21 protein-coding genes are annotated in these 24,165 nt (G+C 66.2%); 8 read left to right on the top strand and 13 right to left on the bottom strand.

Features of this window, described 5'->3' with window-relative positions; translation table 11 throughout:
* Positions 1–99 precede the first annotated feature (99 nt).
* Complete coding sequence (gene def / locus H4W01_RS10535) at positions 100–630, bottom strand: peptide deformylase (RefSeq protein WP_209610943.1); 531 nt, start codon at positions 628–630, stop codon at positions 100–102.
* A gap of 163 nt (positions 631–793) precedes the next feature.
* Positions 794–1,390 carry a recombination mediator RecR gene (recR, locus tag H4W01_RS10540; protein ID WP_010403262.1) on the bottom strand — a complete coding sequence of 199 codons (597 nt, stop codon included), beginning with the start codon at positions 1,388–1,390 and terminating at the stop codon, positions 794–796.
* Between the two features lie 160 nt (positions 1,391–1,550).
* Between recR and fmt the strand changes: the two genes are divergently transcribed.
* Complete coding sequence (gene fmt, locus H4W01_RS10545; protein WP_209610944.1) at positions 1,551–2,546, top strand: methionyl-tRNA formyltransferase; 996 nt, start codon at positions 1,551–1,553, stop codon at positions 2,544–2,546.
* Positions 2,543–3,283: a tRNA pseudouridine(38-40) synthase TruA gene (gene truA / locus H4W01_RS10550; RefSeq protein ID WP_209610945.1), complete on the top strand. Its 741-nt coding sequence runs from the start codon at positions 2,543–2,545 to the stop codon at positions 3,281–3,283. The genes fmt and truA overlap by 4 nt, the downstream gene beginning before the upstream one ends.
* Before the next feature lie 60 nt (positions 3,284–3,343).
* Here truA and H4W01_RS10555 read toward each other — a convergent pair whose 3' ends face one another.
* The 7 genes from H4W01_RS10555 to H4W01_RS10585 form a co-directional block, all read right to left on the bottom strand.
* The gene (locus tag H4W01_RS10555; protein WP_209610946.1) at positions 3,344–4,522 is read right to left on the bottom strand and encodes a class I SAM-dependent RNA methyltransferase; all 1,179 of its coding nucleotides are present in this window, start codon (positions 4,520–4,522) and stop codon (positions 3,344–3,346) included.
* Complete coding sequence (locus tag H4W01_RS10560; protein WP_209610947.1) at positions 4,519–5,916, bottom strand: NAD(P)H-hydrate dehydratase; 1,398 nt, start codon at positions 5,914–5,916, stop codon at positions 4,519–4,521. Before H4W01_RS10560 ends, H4W01_RS10555 begins: the two co-directional genes overlap by 4 nt.
* On the bottom strand, positions 5,913–6,293 hold the full coding sequence (locus H4W01_RS10565) for a hypothetical protein (RefSeq protein WP_029622414.1): 381 nt from the start codon (positions 6,291–6,293) through the stop codon (positions 5,913–5,915). Before H4W01_RS10565 ends, H4W01_RS10560 begins: the two co-directional genes overlap by 4 nt.
* A 7-nt stretch (positions 6,294–6,300) precedes the next feature.
* Entirely contained in the window at positions 6,301–8,022 is a 1,722-nt protein-coding gene (gene ilvD / locus H4W01_RS10570) for a dihydroxy-acid dehydratase (protein ID WP_209610948.1), read from the bottom strand.
* A gap of 9 nt (positions 8,023–8,031) precedes the next feature.
* Positions 8,032–8,766 (bottom strand): N-formylglutamate amidohydrolase, encoded by a 735-nt coding sequence (locus H4W01_RS10575; RefSeq protein ID WP_209610949.1) that lies wholly within the window; start codon positions 8,764–8,766, stop codon positions 8,032–8,034.
* 202 nt (positions 8,767–8,968) lie between these two features.
* On the bottom strand, positions 8,969–9,793 hold the full coding sequence (locus H4W01_RS10580; RefSeq protein ID WP_209610950.1) for a 4-(cytidine 5'-diphospho)-2-C-methyl-D-erythritol kinase: 825 nt from the start codon (positions 9,791–9,793) through the stop codon (positions 8,969–8,971).
* A 148-nt stretch (positions 9,794–9,941) separates the two neighbouring features.
* On the bottom strand, positions 9,942–11,585 hold the full coding sequence (locus tag H4W01_RS10585) for an electron transfer flavoprotein-ubiquinone oxidoreductase (RefSeq protein WP_209613326.1): 1,644 nt from the start codon (positions 11,583–11,585) through the stop codon (positions 9,942–9,944).
* A gap of 160 nt (positions 11,586–11,745) precedes the next feature.
* Here H4W01_RS10585 and H4W01_RS10590 point away from each other — a divergent pair, with 160 nt between their 5' ends.
* From H4W01_RS10590 to moaB, 3 genes are read left to right on the top strand one after another with little or no spacing between them, the layout of a single operon-like run.
* Positions 11,746–12,495 (top strand): uracil-DNA glycosylase, encoded by a 750-nt coding sequence (locus H4W01_RS10590; RefSeq protein ID WP_209610951.1) that lies wholly within the window; start codon positions 11,746–11,748, stop codon positions 12,493–12,495.
* A complete protein-coding gene (locus H4W01_RS10595; RefSeq protein ID WP_209610952.1) occupies positions 12,492–14,312 on the top strand; it encodes a lytic transglycosylase domain-containing protein in 1,821 nt (606 codons plus the stop codon). The genes H4W01_RS10590 and H4W01_RS10595 overlap by 4 nt, the downstream gene beginning before the upstream one ends.
* Complete coding sequence (gene moaB, locus H4W01_RS10600; RefSeq protein ID WP_209610953.1) at positions 14,302–14,829, top strand: molybdenum cofactor biosynthesis protein B; 528 nt, start codon at positions 14,302–14,304, stop codon at positions 14,827–14,829. Before H4W01_RS10595 ends, moaB begins: the two co-directional genes overlap by 11 nt.
* 25 nt (positions 14,830–14,854) lie before the next feature.
* Here the strand turns inward: moaB and H4W01_RS10605 are convergent, their stop codons facing one another.
* Complete coding sequence (locus H4W01_RS10605; RefSeq protein WP_209610954.1) at positions 14,855–15,355, bottom strand: YbjN domain-containing protein; 501 nt, start codon at positions 15,353–15,355, stop codon at positions 14,855–14,857.
* A gap of 61 nt (positions 15,356–15,416) precedes the next feature.
* Positions 15,417–15,752, bottom strand: coding sequence for a VOC family protein (locus H4W01_RS10610; protein WP_209610955.1), 336 nt, complete (start codon positions 15,750–15,752; stop codon positions 15,417–15,419).
* Positions 15,753–15,809: 57 nt separating this feature from the next.
* Here H4W01_RS10610 and H4W01_RS10615 point away from each other — a divergent pair, with 57 nt between their 5' ends.
* The 3 genes from H4W01_RS10615 to H4W01_RS10625 are packed head-to-tail and all read left to right on the top strand — an operon-like array spanning position 15,810 to position 18,567.
* Entirely contained in the window at positions 15,810–16,883 is a 1,074-nt protein-coding gene (locus H4W01_RS10615; protein WP_209610956.1) for a PA0069 family radical SAM protein, read from the top strand.
* 44 nt (positions 16,884–16,927) lie between these two features.
* Positions 16,928–18,271 carry an alginate export family protein gene (locus H4W01_RS10620; protein ID WP_209610957.1) on the top strand — a complete coding sequence of 448 codons (1,344 nt, stop codon included), beginning with the start codon at positions 16,928–16,930 and terminating at the stop codon, positions 18,269–18,271.
* Positions 18,271–18,567 carry a DUF167 domain-containing protein gene (locus H4W01_RS10625; protein WP_209610958.1) on the top strand — a complete coding sequence of 99 codons (297 nt, stop codon included), beginning with the start codon at positions 18,271–18,273 and terminating at the stop codon, positions 18,565–18,567. The genes H4W01_RS10620 and H4W01_RS10625 overlap by 1 nt, the downstream gene beginning before the upstream one ends.
* Before the next feature lie 233 nt (positions 18,568–18,800).
* On the opposite strand, the gene H4W01_RS10630 is transcribed toward H4W01_RS10625, so the two are convergent.
* Both H4W01_RS10630 and dnaE read right to left on the bottom strand, forming a co-directional pair.
* Positions 18,801–20,384, bottom strand: coding sequence for a long-chain fatty acid--CoA ligase (locus H4W01_RS10630; protein ID WP_209613327.1), 1,584 nt, complete (start codon positions 20,382–20,384; stop codon positions 18,801–18,803).
* Positions 20,385–20,476: 92 nt separating this feature from the next.
* On the bottom strand, positions 20,477–24,061 hold the full coding sequence (gene dnaE / locus H4W01_RS10635) for a DNA polymerase III subunit alpha (RefSeq protein WP_209610959.1): 3,585 nt from the start codon (positions 24,059–24,061) through the stop codon (positions 20,477–20,479).
* Positions 24,062–24,165: the final 104 nt, after the last annotated feature.

Here is a 24,165-nt window from a genome sequence, read left to right on the forward strand (position 1 = left end):
AGGCGAAGCCGATGCGCGGGAGAGGGGCAGTGCAGACCGCAATGGTTGCCACTGCCCCTCTCCCCGACCCTCTCCCCTGAAGGGGAGAGGGAGAATCGGTCAAGCCGCCTTGCGCTGTTTCGCCAGCTTCTTGAGCAGCATATCGCGCTTCAGCTTGGAAATGTGGTCGATGAACAGCACGCCGTTCAGATGGTCGATCTCATGCTGCAAGGCCGTCGCCAGCAAGCCGTCGAAATCGGCCTCGTGGCGCTCGCCCTGCTCGTCGAGCCAGCTCGCGCGGCACCGGGTCGGGCGCTCCACTTCGGCATATTGCTCGGGGATCGACAGGCAGCCTTCGTTATAGAAGGAGGTTTCCTCGCTCAGCGACAGCAATTCCGGGTTGATATAAACGAGCGGCTTGCGCACCGGCTTGGCATCTTCCGCGTCGCTTTCGGGCTCCTGCAGGTCGATCACGACAATGCGCTGCTCGATCGCAACCTGCGTCGCGGCGAGACCGATCCCGCGCGCGGCGTACATCGTGTCGAACATGTCGGACACGATCTTGCGAACGCTATCGTCCACTGTCTCGACGGGCTTGGCGACGGCGCGGAGACCGGGATGCGGAACTTCAAGGATTTCTAGGACAGCCATTCCTGCGAGCTAGGAAAGCAACAGCCGTCCGTCAAGTTTCGTTCTTCTCCGCGCGTCAGCGCTCAAGAAAAAGAAAGAGTGGTTCGCGCAGAGGCGCAGAGGACGCGGAGAAGGCCATCTCTGCGTCCTCTGCGCCTCTGCGCGAACCCAACTTCTTCTTAAATCACCCAACAGGCCGCCTGGCGCGCAGTGCCTGGGCCAGCGTGCCTTCGTCGAGATAATCGAGTTCGCCGCCCACTGGCAGGCCGTGCGCCAATTGGGTGATGCGCACCGGAAAGCGTTCGATCCGCTCGATGATGTAATGCGCCGTGGTCTGCCCCTCCAACGTCGCGTTCATCGCCAGCACGACCTCGTCGATCCCGCCCTCGGCAATGCGGCGCACCAGCGAATCGATCGCGAGATCCTCGGGCCGCACGCCCTCCAGCGCCGACAGCCGCCCGCCCAGCACATGGAACCGCCCCGGAAACAGCCGCGACCGATCCAGCGCCCACAGATCGGCCACCTCCTCCACCACGCACAGCGCGCGCGCATCGCGGCGCGGATCGGCGCACACGCCACACGGATTGGTGGTGTCGATATTGCCGCAAATCGAACAGGTTGAGAGCCGTTCCTCAACCGCCATCAACGCACTCAGCAACGGCCCCAGTGCCGCCTCGCGCTTCTTCAGCAAGTGCAGCACCGCGCGTCGGGCGGAGCGCGGCCCCAGCCCCGGCAATTTGGCAAGGGCCTGTGTCAGCGCTTCGATTTCGGGAGAGGCCATGGAGAACAGATAGGGGGTTGCGTTGCGTTCGTCACCCCGGCGCAGGCCGGGGCCGTCCCGTGGCGCTGAAAACGATCGCAGCGCACCCGACCCAGCGGCCCCGGCCTGCGCCGGGGTGACGGGGCTTGTGTTTGCGGGCCCTCGATCGCAAAGCGCCGCCATGCGGATCATTTTCATGGGAACCCCGGACTTCTCGGTGCCGGTGCTGCAAGCCTTGGTCGATGCCGGGCATGAGGTCGTGGCGTCCTACAGCCAACCGCCGCGCCGCGCCGGGCGGGGCAAGGCGCTCACGCCCTCCCCGGTCCAGGCGCGTGCCGAAGCGCTGGGCATTGCCGTGCGCACCCCCGTCACGCTGCGCGATGCCGAAGCGCAGGCCGAGTTTGCCGCGTTCGTGGCGGATGTGGCGGTGATCGCCGCTTATGGTCTGATCCTGCCGCGCGCGGTGCTCGACGCGCCTGCGCGCGGCTGCCTCAACGTCCATGCCTCGCTGCTGCCGCGTTGGCGCGGCGCGGCGCCGATCCAGCGCGCGATCCTCGCCGGCGACGCGGAAACCGGCGTGTGCATCATGCAGATGGAGGCCGGGCTCGACACCGGCCCGGTGCTGCTGCGCGACACGACCGCGATCGAGGGCAAGATGGCGGGCATACTGACCGACGAATTGAGCGCGATGGGCGCACGGCTGATGGTGCAGGTGCTAAGCGACTTCGACGCTTATCCGCCCGAGGCGCAGCCCGAAGACGGCGTCACCTATGCCGCCAAGATCGACAAGGCCGAGGCGCGGATCGACTGGACGCAATCGGCCGACGCGGTCGAGCGGCAAATTCGCGCTTTCAACCCGGTGCCGGGGGCGTTCTTCGAAGTTCAGGGCGAACGCATCAAGCTGCTGGCGGCCGACCTTCTCCCTCTCCCCGCAAGCGGGGAGAGGGTGGCCGAGCGTAGCGAGGTCGGGAGAGGGGCAGTCCAGCAGAACGCCGACAATCCGCACAGCCCCTCTCCCCGCCAGCGGGGAGAGGGAGAAGTGCTCGACACGCTTCTCACCATCGCCTGCGGCAGCGGCGCGATCCGCCCGACCTTGCTACAACGCGCCGGGCGTGGCGTCATGACCACCGACGAACTCCTGCGCGGCTTCCCCATCCCCGTGGGCACGCAGCTTTGACGCGGTTCGCGCTGACGGTCGAGTTCGACGGACGCCCCTATATGGGCTGGCAGCGCCAGCGCCACGGGGCGAGCGTCCAGGCCGCCATCGAACGCGCCGCGCAATCCATCACCGGGGAAGAGATCACCGTCCACGCCGCCGGTCGCACCGATGCCGGCGTCCACGGCCTTGGCATGCGCGCGCATCTCGACCTGACCCGCACTTTCACCCCGTTCCGGCTGATGGAAGCGCTCAACGCCAAGCTGCGGCCCGACCCCATCGCGATCCTCGACTGTGAAATCGTGCCCGATGACTGGCACGCGCGCTTCTCGTGCATCGGGCGGCATTATGAGTTCCGCATCGTAACGCGCCGCGCGCCGCTGACGGTTGAGCGCGGGCTGGCGTGGCGCATCCCCGCCCCGCTCGATGTCGCGGCGATGGCGGACGGTGCCGCGCGGCTGGTCGGGCGGCATGACTTCACCACCTTCCGCTCGGCGCATTGCCAGGCCGACAGCCCGCTGCGCACGCTCGACCGGCTCGATGTGGTGGCGGAAGGAGAGCGGATCAGCGTGTTCGCTTCTGCGCGCTCCTTCCTGCATCATCAGGTGCGCTCGATGGTCGGCTGCCTCGCGTTGGTCGGCGAAGGGAAATGGACCCCTGAGAACATCACCGCCGCACTCGAAGCGCGCGACCGCACCGCATTGGGCTTCAACGCACCGCCCGACGGCCTGTATTTCCTACGCGCCGATTATCCTTGAACCCTTCTTCGCGCCTTCGCGGCTTCGCGTGAAAATGGATCACGCGAAGACGCTAAGAGGCTATCGGTTGAAACGTGCCGCCAATTCGGCATGGGTCGACCAGCGGAATTGGCCGACCGGTTGCACCCAATCGAGCGTGTAACCACCCTTGCACAAAATCTCCGCATCGCGTGCAAAGCTGCTGGGATTGCACGAAACATAGGCCACCACTGGCACTTTCGATGCCGCCAGTTGCGTCACCTGCTCGCGCGCGCCAGCCCGCGGCGGATCGAGCACGATCGCCTCAAACCGGTCGCATTCCGCGCTGGTCAGCGGACGCCGGAACAGGTCGCGATGTTCGGCGAACACCGCCCGGCCCGCTTGCGCCGCGCCTGCCTTTAACGCGAAGATCGCGCCGCGCCCCGCCTCGGCAGCATAGACCTTGCCCGGCAGCGACAGCGCCAGCGTGCCCAGCCCGGCGAACAGATCCGCGCTTACTCGCACCGCGCCCACCGCTTCGCGCACGGCGGCGACCAGGCTCGCCTCGCCCTCGCGCGTCGCCTGCAGGAAGCTGCCCGAGGGAAATGGCACCGCCACGCCACCGAGCGTGATCGTGACCGGCTCTGGCTCCCAGCGCGTTTCCGGGCCAATCCCGTCATCAACCGCCAAGCGCGCGATGCCGTGCGCGCCGCAAAACGTCGTGATCCCCTCGGCAATCGCCAGCCCCTCGGCCAGCTTGCCCTCGATCAGCAGGTCGATGCCCTGATCGACCTCGGTCACATGCAGCCGCGCCCGCCCCTTCAGCGCCCGCGCGAGCAGTTTGCGCAAGGGGGCCAGCACCGCGAAGAGCGCAGGCGTCAGGATCCAGCATTCCTGCACATCGACGATCGCATGGCTGGCGGGTTCGCTGAACCCCAACCGTACCGCGCCGCCTTTGACTTCAGCGTGCAACGCGGCCCGCCGCCGCGTGCGTTCGGGCGACAGCAACGGCGGTCGAAGCGGTGCGGTCAGCCCCTGCGCGGCCAGCGCACCCGCAATGCGATCGGTGAGGAAATCGGCGTAGCTGGCATCGTCGAGATGCTGAAGCTGACACCCCCCGCACACGGGAAAGTAACGGCATGGCGGCGTTTGGTGGTGCGGCCCCGGAATCACGACATTGTCGGGCGTCAGCGTGTCACCCGGTGCGGCAAAGGCAGCGTGCCGACCATCGGCGGTCACACCATCGCCCCGCGCGGCCACACGCACAATCACATCGCTCACAACGCCGCCCTTACTGCCGATATTTCACGCGCCAGATCGTCCGCCAGAAACGCGCCGCCCAACCGCCGCGCTGCCGCGCCGTGCATCCACACCGCTGCCGCTGCGCGCGCACGCGTCGCCAGCGGCGAATCGCTTGCTGCCAGCGCGGCGACCGCCCCCGCCAGCACGTCACCCGTGCCCGCGGTCGAAAGCCAGGACGAGCCATGCGGAGCCACCACGACGCTGCCATCGGGATCAGCGATGACCGTGTCCGCCCCCTTGAACACCACCACCGCCCCCGATGTCGCTGCGGCGGCCCGCGCCGCCTCGATCTTGCTGCCGCTCCACGCGCCGAACACCGCCACGAACTCGCCCCCATGCGGGGTCAGGATCGTCGGCGCGCGCCGATCATGGAAGGTCCGGCCCTCCAGCAAATGCAGCGCATCGCCATCGATCACCAGCGGGCGATCGCTCGCCAGCGCCACTGCGAGCTTCGATCGCGCGGCATCGTCGCGCCCAAGCCCAGGGCCGATGAGGATCGCCCCGATCCGCGCGTCCGCAAGCGCGTCCGGTGCCCAAGCCCGACGCACCAGCGCGTGCGGCGTGTTCGGCGGCAGCGTGTCCGACAGCAACAGTACATAGCCCGCTCCCGCGCGCATCGCCGCCTCGGACGCGAGCGCAGCGGCTCCGGGCATGATCCCGCCGACCACCGCCACCATGCCGCGCGTATATTTGGTGCTGTCGATGCCGGGCGCTTGCAGCGTGGGGCGATCGATCACCTCCGCGCGCGCGCCGCTGCGCGTGTCCAGGCCGATCTCCACCAACCGCACCGTTCCGCACATTTGCGCAGAGGCCGCAAGCACATGCACCGGTTTCAACGCACCCAGTGCGAGCGTGATATCGAAGTGGCTGACGGTATCGATCAACGCGTCGCCCGTATCGGTGGCAAGGCCGGTCGGCACATCGACCGTGAGCGAAAGCCGTGCCGCCTGCACCAACGCCGCAAGCGGCGTGGCAATGCCGCCATCGACCCGCCGCGACAGACCGGTCCCGAAAATCGCATCCAGCACAACGGGCGCAGGCGCGGCATCGGCTAGCGTCTCGACCGGGCCGTGCCACCCGGTGCGCGCTTGGATGGCGGCCTCGCTCATCGGAGCCCCCGTCGCCGCCAAGCGTACCGCGACGCCGTTCGCGCGCAAAATCCGCGCCGCGACATAGCCATCGCCGCCATTATTGCCGGGTCCGCACAGTACCAGCACCGGCGCATCCCCCGCCAACCGCCGCACCGCCTCGGCCACGCCCGCCCCGGCGCGCTCCATCAGCGCGGTAACGCTGGTTCCCGCATCGATCGCGCGCTGTTCCGCCGCGCGCATTTCGGCGGCGGTCAGGATCGGCTGCCCTGCAATGGGGATCATGAGGCGGCCGCGGCTTTGCCTTTGACGGTGGCGGGAAGACGGTAGCGGTCCCCGCCCAAAGCGACCTCGATCTCGCCATTGGCAATGATCGTCACCACGGCGGTCTCCGCACCATCCGCTGCGATCACGCCACGCCCGTCCTTGGTCACCAGCAAGCGGTGGAACGCCCCGTCCGGGTGGCGCACGGTCAGCACCAGCCCGGCATCGGTCTCGCTCCGGTCCACCGTACAGGTCCGCGCGAAATCCGCCGAGCCGCGCGGCGCGCAGACGATGTTCCCGCTATCGTCGCGCGCCTGGCGTTGCTCGGCCTCCACTTTGGCAAGCGTGGCGTGGTCGGTACGTTGCTCACCGCACGCGGCAAGCGAAAGGGCCAGCAAGACTAGACTAGATATCCGCGTAGACATGAGTTTCGGCGCTGGCTCCCGGGTGCGTGACCGCGCCCTTATAGGCAGGCCCGACCGTCTGGGAATAGCGCCACAGCGCACCCGCCTGGTAATCGTTAAGGCGCGGCACCCATGCCGCCTTGCGTGCAGCCAGCGTTTCCGGGTCGACATCGAGGTCGATCGTGCCCGCTTCGGCATCGATCCGGATGATGTCGCCATCCTCCACCAGGCCGATCGGCCCGCCTTCGGCTGCTTCCGGCCCGACATGGCCGATGCAGAAGCCGCGCGTGCCGCCCGAGAAGCGACCGTCGGTGATCAACGCAACCTTTTCGCCCAGCCCAAGGCCATAAAGCGCAGCCGTGGTCGAAAGCATCTCACGCATGCCGGGGCCGCCCTTCGGCCCTTCATAGCGGATGATGATGACTTCGCCCTCGTTGATCAGGCGCCCTTCCACTGCCGCGAAACACTCCTCCTCGCAATCGAACACGCGCGCCGGTCCGGTGAACTGGAGCCGGTGCATCCCCGCGACCTTCACGATCGCGCCATCGGGGGCGAGCGTACCGCGCAAGCCAACCACGCCGCCCCTCGCCGACAGCGGCGTCTTGACGTCGTAAATGACCTTCTGGTCGGGGTTCCAGGTGACCTGATCGATATTCTCGCCGAGCGTCTTACCCGTCACCGTCAGGCAGTTGCCGTCGAGGAAGCCGCCTTCCAGCATCGTCTTCATCAGCATGTAGACGCCACCGGCCTCATACATATCCTTGGCGACATACTTACCACCGGGTTTGAGATCGGCGATATAAGGCGTTGATTTGAACGCCTCTGCCACGTCGAACAAATCGAAGTCGATGCCCGCTTCATTCGCCATCGCGGGGAGATGCAAGGCGGCGTTGGTCGATCCGCCAGTGGCCGCGACGACACGCGCTGCATTGATGAAGGCTTCGCGCGTGCAGATGTCGCGCGGGCGGATGTTGCGCGCGATCAGCTCCATCACTTGCTCACCCGCCGCGATCGCGATCTCGTCGCGACCGCGATACGGGGCGGGCATCATGTTGGAATTGGGCAGCGACAGGCCGATCGCCTCGCCGACGCACGCCATGGTGTTGGCAGTGAACTGGCCGCCGCACGCGCCGTGGCCGGGGCACGCGACCTTTTCCAGCTCGATCAATTCCTGCAGTGGGCACCCGCCTGCCGCATATTGACCGACCGCCTCGAACACATCGACCACAGTGACGTCGCGATCATGGAAGCGGCCGGGCAGGATCGATCCGCCATAGACGAAGATGCTCGGCACATTGAGGCGGAGCATCGCCATCATCATGCCCGGCAGCGACTTGTCGCAGCCAGCAAATCCGACCAGCGCGTCATAGCAATGGCCGCGCACGCTGAGTTCGACCGAATCCGCGATCACTTCGCGGCTGACGAGCGAGGACTTCATCCCTTGATGTCCCATGGCGATGCCATCGGTGACGGTTATGGTATTGAAACGACGCGGCATTCCGCCGCCGGTGATGACGCCGGCCTGCGCCGCATCGGCCTGTTCGTCCAGCTTGGTGTTGCACGGCGCGGAGTTGTTGCCGGCCGAGGCGAGCGCGACGAACGGCTTGGCGATATCCGCCTCGGCGATGCCCATCGCATAATAATAGCTGCGATGCGGGGAGCGTTCGGGCCCAACCGAAACGTGACGGCTGGGGAGCTTGGCTTTGTCGAAGGTGCGAGTCATGGCGAAAGCCTATGTCGCCAAACCCCCGGTCGACGCAAGTCTGTTACGTATCTCGGCTAAAATTGGCGCGAGGATCATGGCCCAACGCGCCACACCGCCCGCATCCGCGATCAGATCGTTGCGGATTTCGATCGAAAGGCTGGCGATTCCATTGGCTTCGCCATGCCGGTCGAGCGTCGCGTTGAGCAGGCGGCCCGAATAGGGTTCATTGTCGCCGGTGACCAGACCCTGCGCCGTCAGCAATGACAGCGCGATCTCCGCTGCGCGACGGTCGTTGTTCGACAAGATGCCGATTTCCCAGGGGCGCACCGGCGCGCCGACGCTTTCGAGCTGCGGCGTGAAGCTGTGGATCGCTGCCAGCAACATCGGCCTCTGGACCGCAATCGCCGAGGCGATGGCCTCGTGATACGGAACATACAACCGCGCAATGCGGTCGGCCCGGTCGACATCCGCATTGCCGGGGATGGGATGGCCATCGCTGACGAGCGGAATGAGTCCGGCTGAATCGACCGGTCGGTTGAGATCGATCACCAGTCGCGACGCGCTAGCAAGAATGGCGGGGGCGTCCAGCGCTTCGGCCAACGCCTCGGTCAGCGCAGCGCTGCCGAGATCAATCGCGATATGCTTGTCGAGCATGTCGGGTGCGATGCCGAGGTCGATATCGGGCGGCACCGCATTGGACGCGTGATCGCAAATCAGCAGGATCGCGCCCGGCGTACCGGGGATGAAGCGGGGGGCGGTCATGCGTGCGAGGGGACGGCGAGGTTGCCCCCGCCGTCCCGCTGCAAAGATGGCGCGCGGGGGGACCGTGGACCATCAACGGGCGCTCCGCTGGGGGCGGCGGACCCGTTCGATTTGATCACAGCAAGGCCAGTGCCAAGCGCGCATTTCCGACGTTGCACGTAATCAGGCCAGGCAGATCGCCCCATAATGGCACGCAAAACTGTCACAGGAGTCGCGTTTCGAGACACCACCACCCCGGCTGCGCGGCACGAATCCGCGTCGCGGCGGCGGCACGGCTGGCCTCGTCCGCATAGAGCGCAAAGCAGGTCGCACCCGATCCCGACATGCGCGCGAGCACGGGATTACCTTCGCCAAGCGCCGCCAGCACGGCATCGATTTCGGGCGCGAGCGCGCGCGCCGGGGCCTCCAGATCATTGCGCCCTTCGAGCGCCATCGCCAGTACGTCGCCAATCTGCAGCGCGCCGCGATCGACGCAATCCCACGCCTTGAACACCGCCGCCGTCGACACCGCCACGCCGGGGTTGACCAGCAAGGCAGGCATGCCGCCCAAACCCTCCAGCGCTTCCAGCCGCTCGCCGCGCCCCTGCCCCATGGCGGTGCGGCCCAGCAGGCAAGCGGGGACATCCGAGCCAAGCGCGGCAGCGATTTCGAACAAGCGCGGATCATCGATCGCCACCTCGCGCAACCGCGCCAGCGCGCGTAAAGCCGCCGCCGCATCGGCGGAGCCGCCGCCGATGCCCGAGGCGACCGGCAAATGCTTGTCGAGCGTGAAGGCCCCGCCCACCGCCACGCCGAAGCGATCGGCAAAGGCGCGCGCGGCGCGGGTGACGAGGTTGTCGCCCTCGCCCGACAGGCCATGCGCGAACGGGCCGGTGATGGTCAGCGAGAGCGGGCCCGGCTCCAGCGTAACGGTGTCGCCATCCGCGACAAAGGCGAACAGCGTTTCCAGCTCATGATAGCCATCGGCGCGGCGCGCGCGGACGTGCAGCGCGAGGTTGATCTTTGCGGGGGCGTTTTCGGTGATCATCGGCGGCAATCAAACGGTTCCACTTCCCCGGCATGAGGCCGGGGCCCAGTCGTGGCCGGTCTATGGCGAGCGTCGCGCTCAATAACAACGCCCTTCCCGACTGGACCCCGGCCTTCGCCGGGGAAGAGTATTTCACCGGAAGGTCGCGTTACATGTTCGGATAATTCGGCCCGCCGCCGCCTTCCGGCACCACCCAGTTGATGTTCTGCGTCGGGTCCTTGATGTCGCAGGTCTTGCAGTGGACGCAATTCTGCGCGTTGATCACGAACTTCGGGTTACCCTCGTCCTGCCCGACGATTTCGTACACGCCCGCCGGGCAATAGCGCTGCGCCGGTTCGTCATACATCGGCAGATCGTATTCGACCGGGATGTTCGGGTCCTTCAGCGTCAGGTGGACGGGCTGGTCCTCCTCGTGATTGGTGTTCGAAATGAACACCGAGGAGAGACGATCGAAGGTCAGCACACCATCGGGCTTGGGATAGGCGATCGGCTTGACCTGATCCTTGCGCCACAGGCTCTTATGGTTGGCGTGGTGCTTCATCGTGAAGGGCATTTTCAGGCCGATATATTCCGCCCACATCGTCACGTTCGCCAGTGCCGAGCCGATCAGCTCGCCGAACTTTTCGACCAGCGGCACGACATTGCGGACGATCGACAGCTCCTTCTTGACCCAGCTTGCCTCGAACGCCTCCGGATACGCCGCCAGTTCATCATGCTGGCGTTGCGACAGGATCGCGTCGACCGCAGCCTCTGCCGCCATCATGCCGCTCTTCATCGCGGTGTGCGTGCCCTTGATGCGCGGCACGTTGAGGAAGCCCGCCGAACAGCCGATCAGCGCCCCGCCGGGGAAGACCAGCTTGGGGATCGACTGCAAGCCGCCATCGCTGATCGCGCGCGCGCCGTAGGACACACGCTTGGCACCCTTGAGGATCTTGGCGATCTCCGGGTGCGTCTTCCAGCGCTGCATTTCCTGGAAGGGCGAGAGATAGGGGTTGGAATAGCTGAGCCAGGTGACGAAACCGAGCGCGATCTGCCCATTGGCCTGATGATAGAGGAACCCACCGCCATTCGAGCCTTCGGTCTCGTTGAGCGGCCAGCCCTGGGTGTGGATGACGCGGCCGGGCACATGATTCTCAGGCGCGATGTCCCACAATTCCTTGATGCCGATGCCGTACACCTGCGGCTGGCTGTCCTTGGCCAGATCGAAGGTGCGGATGATCTGCTTGGACAGATGGCCGCGCACGCCTTCCCCGAAGAAAGTGTATTTGGCGTGGATTTCGAGGCCCGGCGTATAATCGGGCTTGTGCGTGCCATCGCGCGCCACACCCATGTCGCCGGTGGCGACGCCCTTTACCGAGCCATCGTCCTTGTACAGGATTTCAGCCGCAGCAAAGCCGGGGAAGATCTCGACGCCCAGTTCCTCGGCCTGTGACGCCAGCCAGCGGCACAGATTGCCGAGGCTGCCGGTATAGGTGCCCTTATTGTGCATGAAGGGCGGCGTGAGGAAATGCGGGACCGAAATCTTGCCGGTCTTGGACAGCATCCAATGCTGGTTGTCGGTGACGGGCACGTCGGCGAGCGGGCAGCCCTTTTCGCGCCAATCGGGGATCAGCTCATCAAGCGAGCGCGGATCGATCACCGCGCCCGAGAGGATGTGCGCGCCGACTTCGGAGCCTTTTTCGAGGATGCAGACCGACAGCTCCGCGCCCTTTTCGGCAGCCATTTGTTTCAGCCGGATCGCCGCCGACAGACCGGCAGGGCCAGCCCCGACGATCACGACGTCATAGGGCATGGATTCGCGGTGGTTTTCGGCCCCAGTGTCTTGGCTGCTCACATTTCATCTCCGTCGCGGACGCCGACTGCGCAGTCTCGTCGTGCGCGCGGAACGTCCTGTCCATCTCCGCGTGCCAGCGAATTGACCTTCACGTCAACATAGGAGTCTAAAGGAACGCATGGGGGCTGACCAGAATATCGATTGGCGTTTGGCGGCGGCGAGCGCGCTGGAATGGTGGCGCGATGTCGGCATCGACACGCTGGTCGACGAAGACCCGCGCGACTGGACCGCGGCACCGCCCGCCCCCGTCGAAAGCCAGCCGCAACGCCCAACCCCGCGTGCCGTAGCGGCGCCGGTCATCGTGCCACTGCCCGCGACGCTCGAGGCGTTCCTCGCATGGCGCGTCGGTCCCGATGCGCCGGAGGCGGCGTGGCGCGGCGATCCGATTGCGGCATCGGGCAATCCCGCCGCCGACATCATGATTTTGGTGGATGTGCCCGATCGCGACGATAGCGATACCGGCGTGCTACTGAGCGGCGCGGTCGGGCGGTTGTTCGACCGGATGCTGGCCGCAATCGGGCGGAGTCGCGACTCGGTCTACCTCGCGCCGATGTGCACGGTGCGCCCGATGGCGGGCCGAATCGCGCCGGAAATCGAAACCCGGCTGGTCGAGATTGCGCGCCATCATGTCGCGCTGGTCGCGCCGAAACGGGTGCTTCTGTTAGGGAATGCGCCGAGTCGTGGATTTACCGGGATGGACGTAGCGCGTGCGCGCGGTACTTTGCACCCGATTAACCCGGAAGGTGGCATGGGTAAGCTGGTCGAGGTGGTGGCCAGTTTCCATCCGCGACTCTTACTGGAACGGCCCGCCGAAAAGGCGCGCGCGTGGAAGGATTTGCAGATGCTGATCGCAGGATTGGACGCATGAGCGCTAGACTGGCGGCCCTCGCCACGCTTGCCCTTACCGTTCCCGCGACCGCTTATGCGGCCGGCGAGCCCCCCGTTTCGGTCGAGACGACCAGTGCCCGCCCCACCATCCCCGCCCAGCTCGATGTCGAACAGCGCGAAGGCTATCGCGCCGTCTTTGCCAGTATCCGCAGCCAACATTGGCAGGACGCGCAATTGCAACTCGCCGCGCTCAAGCCCGGCCCGCTTCATGCGATCGCCCAGGCCGAATTGCTGACCGCCAAGGGTTCCCCCAAGGCCGATCTCGACCCGCTGATGAAGCTGCTCGCCAGCGCGCCCGAATTGCCCCAGGCCAAGCAGATCCTGACGATGGCCGCGTCGCGCGGTGGCGTCGGCCTGCCGCCGTTGCCCGAAGCGCGCGCGCTCACCTGGATCGACGGCGCGCCGGCCCGCAAGCGCGCGAAGAGCTTCGGCAAGGGCGATCTGCTCGCGGTCGAACTCGCGCTGAAGATGCAGCCGATGATCAAGGAAGATCGCGGTGCCGACGCACAGGCGTTGCTCGAGGCGACGCCGGGGCTTTCCAGCGACCTGCAGACCGAATGGCAGCGCAAGATCGCCTGGATGTATTTCCTGGCGGGGGACGATACCAATGCCCGCGCGATGGCACAGAAGGCCGCCGCCGGATATGGCGATTTCGCGGTCGAGGGCCAGTGGGTCGGCGCGCTCGCGGCGTGGCGGCAGCATGATTGCGCCGCCGCTGCTACGCTGTTCGAGGGCGTCGCCGCCCGCGCCAGCGATGTCGATCTGCGCGCGGCGGCACTCTATTGGGCGGCCCGCGCCGACATGCAGTGCGCGCGCCCCGATCGTGTCGAAAACCGGCTGAAGAACGCCGCACAATATCGCGAGACGTTTTACGGGCTGCTCGCACGCCAAGCGCTTGGCATCCGCGAAACCGCCGCGCACCCGATGGCGGCGGTGGTCGCGAGCGACTGGCAGACGCTTGGTCGCCGTCCGAATGTGCGCGTGGCGGCGGCCTTGGTCGAGATTGGCGAGACCGCGCTCGCCGATAGCGTGATCCGGCAACAGGCGCGGATCGGCGACCCAGCCGAATATCCCGCTTTGGTCCGCCTGACCGCCGCGCTCGATTTGCCTGCCACGTTGATCTGGCTGTCGCACAATGGCCCGGTCGGCGCGACGCCGCCGGTCGAGGCGCGCTTTCCCGCGCCCAATTGGGCCCCCGATGGCGGCTGGCGCGTCGACAAGGCGTTGGTGTTTGCGCACACGCTGCAGGAATCGCGCTTCCGCACCGATGTGGTCAGCCCGGCGGGGGCTTACGGCCTGATGCAGGTGCGCCCCGGTGCCGCGACCGACATTGCGCGCAAACAGGGCCGCAATTTCGACCGCAGCGCCCTCTCCCGCCCCGGCACCAATTTCGAGGTCGGGCAAAGCTATCTCGAACAATTGCGCGATCAGCATTGCACCGACGGCCTGCTGCCCAAGGTGATTGCGGCCTATAATGCCGGGCCGGGACCGGTCGAGGCGTGGAACGCGCAAGCGCGCGACGGTGGCGATCCGTTGCTCTACATCGAATCGATCCCGTTCTGGGAGACGCGCGGTTACGTCACCACGGTGCTGCGCAATTATTGGGTCTATGAGGCGCAGACTGGCAAAACCGCCTCAGTCAGCCGTGCCGCTTTGTCGCAGGGCCTGTGGCCGCGCTTCCCCGGTTTGCCGGGGGCTGCGGCGGTTCGCCTGACATCGAGCGCGTCCTCGGGCCGCACGATGGCGAGCACCACGGCGACCAGCACTTCAGGACGAGCGATCGCCCGTGCCGATTGACGAAAGCCTGATCTTCCAGCCCGTCCGCATCGCCGTCCTCACCGTTTCCGACACACGCGGCCTCGCCGAGGATCGTTCGGGCGACACTTTGGTTGCGCGGCTGGAGGGTGCCGGGCATGTGCTGGCCGCACGCGAGATCGTGCGCGACGATGTCGACCTCATCGTCGGCACGCTGCACCGCTGGATCGATGACGAGCAGGTCGATTGCGTGATCACCACTGGCGGCACCGGCGTGACCGGGCGCGACGTGACGCCCGAGGCGATCGAGCGCGTTGCCGACAAGATGATCCCCGGTTTCGGCGAACTGTTCCGCTGGCTCAGCTTCCAGACGATCGGCACCTCGACCGTGCAATCGCGCGCCTGCGCCTGTGTGACGCGCGGCACCTATATTTTCGCGCTCCCCGGCTCGACCGGCGCGGTGAAGGACGGGTGGGATGGCATCCTGGCGAGCCAGCTCGACAGCCGCCACCGCCCCTGCAATTTCGTCGAGCTGATGCCGCGTTTGCGCGAGCGCTAAGCCCGGTAAGGGGCGCGATGATCCGCTACTTCTTCGCCGCCGCGCGCTTTTCATCGAGGAATTTGGTCAGGTCGGCATCCATCGTCTGATACCAATCGACGATGTCGGCGAAATTGGCGAAGGTGGTCTTGCCGACGGCGGAGAAATCCATCCACTCGTTAAGCGAGCCATCCTTCCCGACCGACACCTTGAGAAAGCGCTTCGACACGTTCCAGGCATTGGCCAGTTCGGGCGTGAACAGCGGCTCAGCCTTGTACCAACTTGAGAATTGGTAGGAGTTGCAGTCCTTCACCCCGGTGCAGCCGTAAAATTCGATGGTGAAGGACGATCCGTTGGCACCGCTCAGCACATAGGGTTCGCCGGCCTTGTTGGTCTTGAGTTCGGCCTTGTAGCCGGCGTCCTGCAGCGCCTGCACCACCACCGGCGGCTGGCGCAGATCGAGCAGCCGCTCCTTGTCGTCCGCCGCCTGCGCCGCGACCGGCAGCGTCGCCGCTGCAAGAACGAAGAGCGTGCTCAGTCGAATCATGGAACCTCCCCCGGCGAATATTCCCCCTCTTCTATCGATCATCATCGGCGCGGCAAGCCGGTCACGCGCTCTGCATCACCGCGATTTCATGCCCGGCGACATCGCGGAAATGAAAGCGCCGCCCACCGGGAAAGGCGAAGGTCGGGCGCGTAAGGATGCCGCCTGCGGCAAGCACCGCCGCTTGCGTCGCGTCGAGATCCTCGACGTCGATCACCGGCAAGGCGGCGGCGGTCTGTTCCGCGATATCGCCCTGCAGCCCGATATCGGTGTCGCCACTCATCGTCGAGGCATAGCTCGGGCCGAAATCGGTAAATTGGAAGCCGAAGGCCGCCGTGTAAAAGGCCTTGGCCCCGGCCAGATCACCGACCGGCAGTTCGAGATAGTTCAAGCGCGCCATTGCTCATTCCCTCTACATGTTCTTGTTACGTTCTCATCGATCTGCTATGCGCTGTCAATGGCCGACAAACGCCCCCAGCGCGGTGCCACGCTCAACGCCGAGAGCCGCCGCTTCAACCTGCCCGAACGCGAGGCGGATGGCGACTGGCTGGATGATCGCGAGGGTCTGGACGGTGCCCCGCCCCGCTTACGCACCACCGTGACGGTCGAGCGGCCGCGCACGATCATCAGCCGCAACAGCTCGCCCGACATTCCGTTCGATCGCTCGATCAACCCGTATCGCGGGTGCGAGCATGGCTGCATCTATTGCTTCGCGCGGCCGACCCATGCGTTTCACGACCTGTCGCCGGGGCTGGATTTCGAGAGCAAGCTGTTCGCCAAGCCCGATGCGCCGGCGCTGCTGCGCGCCGAACTCGCGAAGCGCGGCTATGTCGCGCAGCCGATCGCCTTTGGCACCAATACCGATCCCTATCAGCCGATCGAGCGCGAGTGGCGGATCACGCGCGGGTGCATCGCGGTGCTGGCCGAGACCAACCATCCCCTCACCATCACCACCAAATCGGACCGGGTGGTGCACGATCTCGATCTGATCGCGCCGATGGCGGCGAAGGGGCTGGCGGCGGTGGCGATTTCGATCACCTCGCTCGACCCCAAAATCGCGATGACGGTCGAACCCCGCGCGCCCACCCCCGCGCGGCGGCTGGCGGCGGTGCGCGCGCTGGTCGCGGCGGGCGTGCCGACGCATGTCTCGATCGCACCGGTCATCCCCGCAATCACCGATCACGAGATCGAGCATTTGGTGGAACGCGCCGCAGAAGCGGGCGCGCGGTCCATCTCGTTCATTCCGGTGCGGCTGCCGTGGGAAGTGGCGCCCTTGTTCAAGACGTGGCTAGACACGCATTTCCCCGACCGCGCGGGCAAGGTGATGGCAACGATCGCCTCGATCCGGCAGGGCCGCGAGAATGATCCGGGCTTCTTCTCGCGGATGCGCGGCAGTGGTCCCTGGGCGGACTTGCTGCGCACGCGCTTCCATATCGCCTGCCGCAAGCATGGGATGAACCAGGAGCGGATGGTGTTGCGCAGCGACCTGTTCCGCCCGCCGCCGGGACCGCAGGGTGATTTGTTTGGCTGAAGGCGGGTGGGCGTCGCCCGCGATCTTTGCTATGCGCGCCGGAGATGCGGGGGCTTCTGACATTTACGGTGCTGGTCGCCGCTGTGCCGGCCCACGGCCAAGTGTTACCGCGCGCGCAAGACGGTGTTGATGTCTCGGCGAACATCCGCCTGCGCTACGAAACGATCGACGGCGAAGCGCGCGCGAATGTGCCCGCAGACGAAGCCTCGACCCAGTTGCGCACCATCGTGCATGGAACGTATCGCACCGGCCCGCTGACGCTGGGCGGGACGCTCGCCGACAGCCGCGCGCTCGATGCGCCGACGCGCAGTGCGCTGTCGACCAATGAAGTCAACACGCTGGAACCGATCGAAGCCTTTGTCGGGCTGGATGTGGGCGATGCGACACGCAAGGGCCTGTTCGGCCATCTGACGCTGGGCCGCCAGACCGCCGAACTGCGCTCGCGTCGGCTGATCGCGCGCGACGATTATCGCAACACCGCAACCAGCTTCACCGGTGCGCGCTTCGACATGGCCGATGGCGAGCGCTGGAACCTGACCGTTTTCTACTTCCTGCCGCAACAGCGCTTGCCCGATGATGCGGCGGGCTTGCGCAGCGGGCGCATCGCGCTGGACCGCGAAGGGTTCGACACGCGGATCTGGGGCGCGACGGTGGCGCGGCCCGCACTGCTCGGGCGCATCGCTGGCGACCTTGGATTCTACCGCTTCGAGGAACGCGACCGGCCGGGACAGGCGACGCGCGATCGGCAATTGACGACGCTCACAGCACGCCTGGTTGCAGCCCCCGCCCCCGGCCACGGCGATGGCGAAATCGAGGTGATGCGCCAGACCGGCACGATCTCCGCCAGTCTCGCGGGCAACGCGGCGTGGCTGCCGGTGATCGCCTGGTTCGCCCATGCCAGTGTCGGCCATCAATGGAAGACCGCCTGGACGCCGCATTTCGCAGTGGAGGGCGATTATGCCTCGGGCGACCGGCGCGACGGCAGCTATCGTCGCTTCGACACGCTCTACGGCATGCGCCGCGGCGATTTCGCCCCGGCGGGCCTGTATAATGCGGTGACGCGCAGCAATGTGGTGTCGCTCGGGCCAAGGCTGGAGGTGACGCCATCGCGCCGCCTGGACGCGATGTTGACAGTCAAGAAATTGTGGCTCGCCTCGGCGCGCGATGCGTTTGCATCGACCGCGGTGGTCGATGCGACGGGGAAGTCAGGCCGCGACGCCGGGTGGCAGAGCGACGCGCGCCTGCGCTTCTGGGCGATCCCCAAGCGCCTGCAATTGGAGGCGGACGGCGTGTGGCTGGCCAAGGGCCGTTTCCTCACCGAAGCGCCCAACCGATCGAACGATCACGACACGCTGTATCTGTCGCTCAACGCCTCCGCCTTCTTCTGATGAGCCGAATCAAGAACCGCCTACCCGGGCGCGAAGCGCTGGAAGCGCTGATCGACGCGAACGGGCATTTGACGATCCGCGCCACGCCCAATGCCGGTGCCAATGAAATCCGCCTGCCCGCAGACGGCGCGCCGGGCGTGATCAACATCCGCACGACGGTGACGCCCGAGGACGGCAAGGCCAATGACGCGATCCTCGCCTTGCTCGCCAAGGCACTGTGCCGCCCGCGCTCCGCGCTGACGCTGGTGCGCGGCGCGACCGCGCGCGACAAAGTGGTGCAGGTAAGCCCCCGTTAGCCCTGAGCCTGTCGGACGGCACCGATCCCCGCGCAGGGCGCGCGTGGGGCGAGCGGGGCTTCGACAAGCTCAGCCCGAACGGATCGGGGGGTAGGCGGCATCAAAATTCCCCGTTCGCCCTGAGCTTGTCGAAGGGCTCCTCTCAAAGCGCGGGACGCGCGTGGAGCGAGCGAGGGCTTCGACAGGCTCAGCCCGAACGGAGATGGAACCGAGCTATGTAAGCGGAAGAAACCTCAAGCCGCCGCCAGCACATGATCCTTGAAACGCTCGCGCAGCGCGGTTTTCAGCAATTTTCCGGTCGCGGTGTGCGGCAGGGCATCGACGAAGACGATATCATCGGGCAGCCACCATTTCGCGACATGCTGGGCCAGATGCGCGCGGATTTCGTGCGGGGTCACCGCGCTGCCGGGCTTGCGCACCACGATCAGCAGCGGGCGCTCATCCCATTTCGGATGGGGCACGCCGATTGCCGCTGCCTCCGCCACCCCGGCGCAGCCGATCGCGGCATTTTCCAGATCGACCGATGAAATCCACTCGCCGCCCGATTTGATGACATCCTTGGCGCGGTCGGTGATCTGCATCGTGCCGTCGGTGTGGAGCACCGCGACATCACCGGTGTCGAACCAATTGTCGGCATCGACCGCGTCATCGGCTGCCTTGAAGTAGCGCTTCACCACCCACGGCCCGCGCACTTGCAATCGGCCGGAACTGGTGCCGTCGCGCGGCAGCACCGCGCCTGCGTCATCCACCACTTGCAGTTCGATCCCGAACGGCACTTGCCCCTGCTTGCCGACATGATCGAGCTGCGCATCGGCGCTCATATCGTCCCAATGCGGCGGCGGGAAACCGGCAGTGCCGATCGGCGAGGTCTCGGTCATGCCCCACAGATGCTTGACCTCGACGCCCATGCCCATGATCCGCTCGATCATCGCGCGCGGTGCGGCCGAGCCTCCGATAGTCACTTGGCTAAGGAAACGTGGCACCTCGCCCGTCGCATCGATATGGCCGAACAGCGCCAGCCAAACAGTCGGCACGCCCGCCGAATGCGTCACCTTTTCCTGGTTCATCAGGCGGCACAGCACCGCCGGATCGTTGACTGCGGCATAAACGAATTTCGCGCCCGCCAGCGCGCCGGCAAAGGGCAGGCCCCAGGAGGCGGCGTGGAACATCGGCACCACCGGCAGCACGACGGCGCTCGGCGAGAGGTTGAACACCCAGGGCGCGACTTCGGCCATGGCATGGATCACGGTCGAGCGATGCTCGTACAGCACGCCCTTGGGATTACCCGTGGTGCCGCTGGTGTAGCACAACATGCAGGGATCACGCTCCGGGCCTTCATGCCAGGCATAATCGCCATCTTCGCGCTCGATCAGCGCGTCGAAGCTGCCATCGTCGAAACAGACATAGCGTTCGATGCTAGTCCAATGCGGTTTCAGCCGATCGACCAGCGGCTGGAACTGCTTGTCATAGAGCAGCACGCGGTCTTCGGCATGGTTGGCGATATAGATGAGTTGTTCGTCGAACAGGCGCGGGTTGATCGTGTGGATCACCCCGCCCATCCCGATCGTGCCATACCAGGCGACCAGATGGTGGCTGTGGTTCATCGCCAGCGTGGCGACGCGGTCGCCCGGCTTCAGCCCGATCCGCTCCAGCGCTTGCGCGAGTTTGAGGGCATCGCGCGCGACACCGGCCCAATCGGTGCGGGTTTCGCGGCCATCGGCCCAATAGCTGACAATCTCGCGCGCGCCATGTTCGCGCGCGGCGTGGTCCAGCAGCCGCGGCACCCGCAATTCAAAATCCTGCATTCCACCGAGCATAGACATCCCTCCGCCTGCGGGAGGGGTGGCGGAGGCATCATGGTGCCCGGTCGCGTGCCCTCCCCTAACCCCTCCCGCAGGCGGGAGGGGGATTATCCGACGAGTGCCAGCCGCGCCTCTGCGGTTCTCAGCACTACGTTCGAAACATCCTGCAAGGCTTCGATCCGCGCGGCAAGCTCCCCGTCGAGCAGAAAGTCGCGCCCGAGCAGCACGCGCGTCGTCTCGCCCGGCGAAACCGTCACCGTCGCCCACACTTCGCCGCGCGCGCCGCGCGCCTCCGACAACATCCCCGCCAACGCCGCCATCGCGCCCGGCGTATCGACCGACAGTTCCAGGCAGAAGCGCGCGTTGGAGGCGAGCGATTCGAACGATTGCAGCCGCTTGACCGATACGCGCGGGGTTTCCTCGCCAGGGCGGCGATCGAGCTCGACCGTCGCCAATCCGCAGCCGCCGGTGCGCGCGCATTCCTCCAGCTCAGCCGCCACCGCATCATCGAAGCAGGTCGCCATGAACTGACCCGACGGGTCCGACAGCGTCGCCATCATATAGCGCTTGCCGCGCGCCGAAGTGCGCCAGCGCGCATCCTCGACCAGTACCGCCATGGTCGCACCGGCGCGGGTGCCGTCATCGGGAATGTTGAGTTCGCCGAGCGTGACGAAGCTGCGCGCGCCGTGCAGCTTGGCCAAATGGCTGTGCCGGTCGACCGGATGCGCCGAGAAATAGAAGCCGAACGCCTCGCGCTCCTGGTCCATCCGCTCGGCCATCGTCCAGCGCGCGGAGAGCGGCAGCTTGATCGGCGGCTCGGAGGCTTCGGCGGTGCCGAACAGCCCGCCCTGCCCGCTGATCTTCTGATCGTGGATGCGCGCGGCGGTGGCGAGGATGGTTTCGGCGCTCGCCACGATGCCCGCACGATTGTCGTTCAACGCATCGAACGCGCCCGCCGCCGCCAGCGTTTCCAACTGGCGTTTGTTGAGGATGCGCGGATCGATGCGGCGTGCGAGATCGTCGATCGACTCGAACGGCCCGCCCGCCTCGCGTTCGGCGACGAGTTTCTCCATCGCGCCTTCCCCGACCGATTTGAGCGCGGCAAGGGCGTAGCGCACCGCCAAGCCATCACCACTATCCTCTACCGAAAATTCGGCTTCGCTGCGGTTGATGTCAGGCGGCAGGATGGCGACGCCGAGGCGGCGCATATCGTCGATGAACACGCTCAATTTGTCGGTCTGCGCCTGATCGAAGCACATTGAGGCGGCGAAGAATTCGTGCGGATGGTGCGCCTTCAGCCATGCCGTCTGATAGGACAGCAAGGCGTAAGCGGCGGCGTGCGATTTGTTGAAGCCGTAGCCCGCGAATTTGTCGATCAAGTCGAACAGTTCGTTGGCCTTGGCAGCATCAATGCCGTTGATGGTCTTGCAGCCCTCGGCGAAATGCGCGCGCTGGGCGTCCATCTCGGCCTGGTTCTTCTTGCCCATGGCGCGGCGCAGCATGTCGGCCTGCCCCAGCGAATAGCCGGCCAGGATCTGCGCGGCCTGCATGACCTGTTCCTGATAGACGAAAATGCCGTAGGTTTCGGACAAGATGCCTTCGAGCAGCGGGTGCGGATAGGCGATCTCTTCCTGCCCGTTCTTGCGCCTGCCGAACATCGGAATGTTGTCCATCGGGCCCGGACGGTAAAGCGAGACGAGCGCGATGATGTCGCCGAAATTGGATGGGCGCACGGCGGAAAGCGTGCGGCGCATGCCTTCGGATTCCAACTGGAACACGCCGACCGTGTCGCCCTTTTGCAGCAATTTATAGACGCCCTCGTCATCCCATTCGAGCGCATCGAGATCGACCCTCACGCCGCGCGCAGCCAGCAGGTCGATCGCCTTCTTGAGCACCGACAGCGTCTTGAGGCCGAGAAAGTCGAACTTCACCAGCCCTGCGCCCTCGACATATTTCATGTCGAACTGGGTGACGGGCATGTCCGAGCGCGGATCGCGGTAGAGCGGCACGAGATCGGCAAGCGGACGGTCGCCAATCACCACGCCCGCCGCGTGGGTCGAGCTGTGGCGCGGCAGACCTTCCAGCTTCATCGCCAGATCGAGCAAATGCCGCACGCTGCGATCGTTCTTATATTCGCTGTGCAGCTCCGACACGCCGTCGATCGCGCGCTTCAGGTCCCATGGGTCGGCGGGGAGGTTGGGGATGAGCTTGGCGAGCCGGTCGATCTGGCCATAGCCCATTTGCAGCACGCGCCCGGTGTCCTTGAGCACCGCGCGCGCCTTCAGCTTTCCGAAGGTGATGATCTGCGCGACCTGGTCGCGGCCATATTTCTCCTGGACGTAGCGGATCACTTCACCACGCCGCGTTTCGCAAAAATCGATGTCGAAGTCGGGCATCGACACGCGTTCCGGGTTGAGGAAGCGTTCGAACAGCAGGCCGAGTTTCATCGGATCGAGATCGGTGATGGTCAGCGCCCAGGCGACGACCGAACCCGCGCCCGAACCACGCCCCGGCCCCACCGGGATGTCATGATCCTTCGCCCATTTGATGAAGTCGCCGACGATCAGGAAGTAGCCGGGGAACCCCATCTGGATGATGACGTCGAGCTCGAAATCGAGCCGCTTGCGATACGGCTCACGCCAGTCCGAATCTCCCCTCCCGCTCGCGGGAGGGGTTGGGGGAGGGCCTGAACCAGCCGCAGAAGACTCCCCTCCCCCAGCCCCTCCCGTAACCGGGAGGGGAGCAGAGACCGCGAGTTGCTCGATCCGGTCGAGCCGCCGCTCGAGCCCGGCATGGGCGTCCTCGCGCAGCTTGGCGGCTTCGGCCGTGGGGTCACCCGCGAGGCTCGGCAGGATCGGCTTGCGCTTGGGCGCGCCGACGCCGCAGCGCTGCGCCACCACCAGCGTGTTGGCGATCGCCTCGGGCAAGTCGGCGAACAGCTCGCGCATGTCCTTGGCGGGCTTCATCCACGCATCGGGCGAGGTGCGCGGCCGGTCTTCGCTGGCGACATAGGTCGAATTGGCGATGCACAGCAACGCATCGTGCGCCTCGCTGAAATCCTGCGTGGCGAAGCAGCACGGGTTGGTCGCGACCAGCGGCAGATTGCGGTCATAGGCGAGATCGAGCAGCGCCGGTTCGGCCTTGCCTTCGATCTCGTCGAGCCGCCGGGTCAGCTCGATATAGAGCCGGTCGGGGAACAGCGCCTGCAAGCGATCGGCATAAGCCAGCGCGCGCTCCGGCTGATCCTCGGCGAACAGCCGCGCCAGGCCGCCTTCGCGCCCGGCGGTGAGCGCGAGCAGGCCGTCGGTATGCCCCTCCAGCGCCGCGAAATCGACATGCGGCGCGAGTTCCAGCGGCCGATCAAGATGCGCGCGCGACACCAATATGCACAGGTTGCGATAGCCATCCTCATCCTGCGCATAGAGCGCGAGCCAGTCGATCACCGGTGTGGCGGCGTCAGGCATGTCGGGGCGGCACACGCCCAGCATCGTGCCGATCACCGGCTGCACCCCCGCCGCGCGCGCGGCATCGCCAAACGCCATCGCTGCGTACAGGCCATTGCGGTCGGTCAGGGCGGCGGCGGGAAAGCCCAATTCCTGCGCGCGCTTGGCAATCGCCTTGGGCTCGATCGCGCCGTCGAGCATGGTGTAGGAAGAGAAGATCCGAAGGGGTACGAACGCGGAATGGGCCATTCCGGTTGGTAGCGCCCAATGCGCCGATTCGTAAAGCGGTGAACCCCACCGCCCCGCCTGCGTTGCACCGTAAACTTACGTATAGTGCCATGGCGCGATCGGGG

The sequence above is a fragment of the Sphingomonas sp. PL20 genome (assembly GCF_017875905.1).
Lineage (GTDB): Bacteria > Pseudomonadota > Alphaproteobacteria > Sphingomonadales > Sphingomonadaceae > Sphingomonas > Sphingomonas echinoides.

Coding starts and splice junctions, on each gene's coding strand:
- def (WP_209610943.1), bottom strand. CDS start 630: ATGGCTGTCCTAGAAATCCTTGAAGTTCCGCATCCCGGTCTCCGCGCC.
- recR (WP_010403262.1), bottom strand. CDS start 1,390: ATGGCCTCTCCCGAAATCGAAGCGCTGACACAGGCCCTTGCCAAATTG.
- fmt (WP_209610944.1), top strand. CDS start 1,551: ATGCGGATCATTTTCATGGGAACCCCGGACTTCTCGGTGCCGGTGCTG.
- H4W01_RS10560 (WP_209610947.1), bottom strand. CDS start 5,916: ATGATCCCCATTGCAGGGCAGCCGATCCTGACCGCCGCCGAAATGCGC.
- ilvD (WP_209610948.1), bottom strand. CDS start 8,022: ATGACTCGCACCTTCGACAAAGCCAAGCTCCCCAGCCGTCACGTTTCG.
- H4W01_RS10575 (WP_209610949.1), bottom strand. CDS start 8,766: ATGACCGCCCCCCGCTTCATCCCCGGTACGCCGGGCGCGATCCTGCTG.
- H4W01_RS10580 (WP_209610950.1), bottom strand. CDS start 9,793: ATGATCACCGAAAACGCCCCCGCAAAGATCAACCTCGCGCTGCACGTC.
- H4W01_RS10585 (WP_209613326.1), bottom strand. CDS start 11,585: ATGCCCTATGACGTCGTGATCGTCGGGGCTGGCCCTGCCGGTCTGTCG.
- H4W01_RS10590 (WP_209610951.1), top strand. CDS start 11,746: ATGGGGGCTGACCAGAATATCGATTGGCGTTTGGCGGCGGCGAGCGCG.
- H4W01_RS10595 (WP_209610952.1), top strand. CDS start 12,492: ATGAGCGCTAGACTGGCGGCCCTCGCCACGCTTGCCCTTACCGTTCCC.
- H4W01_RS10605 (WP_209610954.1), bottom strand. CDS start 15,355: ATGATTCGACTGAGCACGCTCTTCGTTCTTGCAGCGGCGACGCTGCCG.
- H4W01_RS10610 (WP_209610955.1), bottom strand. CDS start 15,752: ATGGCGCGCTTGAACTATCTCGAACTGCCGGTCGGTGATCTGGCCGGG.
- H4W01_RS10615 (WP_209610956.1), top strand. CDS start 15,810: ATGGCCGACAAACGCCCCCAGCGCGGTGCCACGCTCAACGCCGAGAGC.
- H4W01_RS10620 (WP_209610957.1), top strand. CDS start 16,928: ATGCGGGGGCTTCTGACATTTACGGTGCTGGTCGCCGCTGTGCCGGCC.
- H4W01_RS10625 (WP_209610958.1), top strand. CDS start 18,271: ATGAGCCGAATCAAGAACCGCCTACCCGGGCGCGAAGCGCTGGAAGCG.
- H4W01_RS10630 (WP_209613327.1), bottom strand. CDS start 20,384: ATGCTCGGTGGAATGCAGGATTTTGAATTGCGGGTGCCGCGGCTGCTG.
- dnaE (WP_209610959.1), bottom strand. CDS start 24,061: ATGGCCCATTCCGCGTTCGTACCCCTTCGGATCTTCTCTTCCTACACC.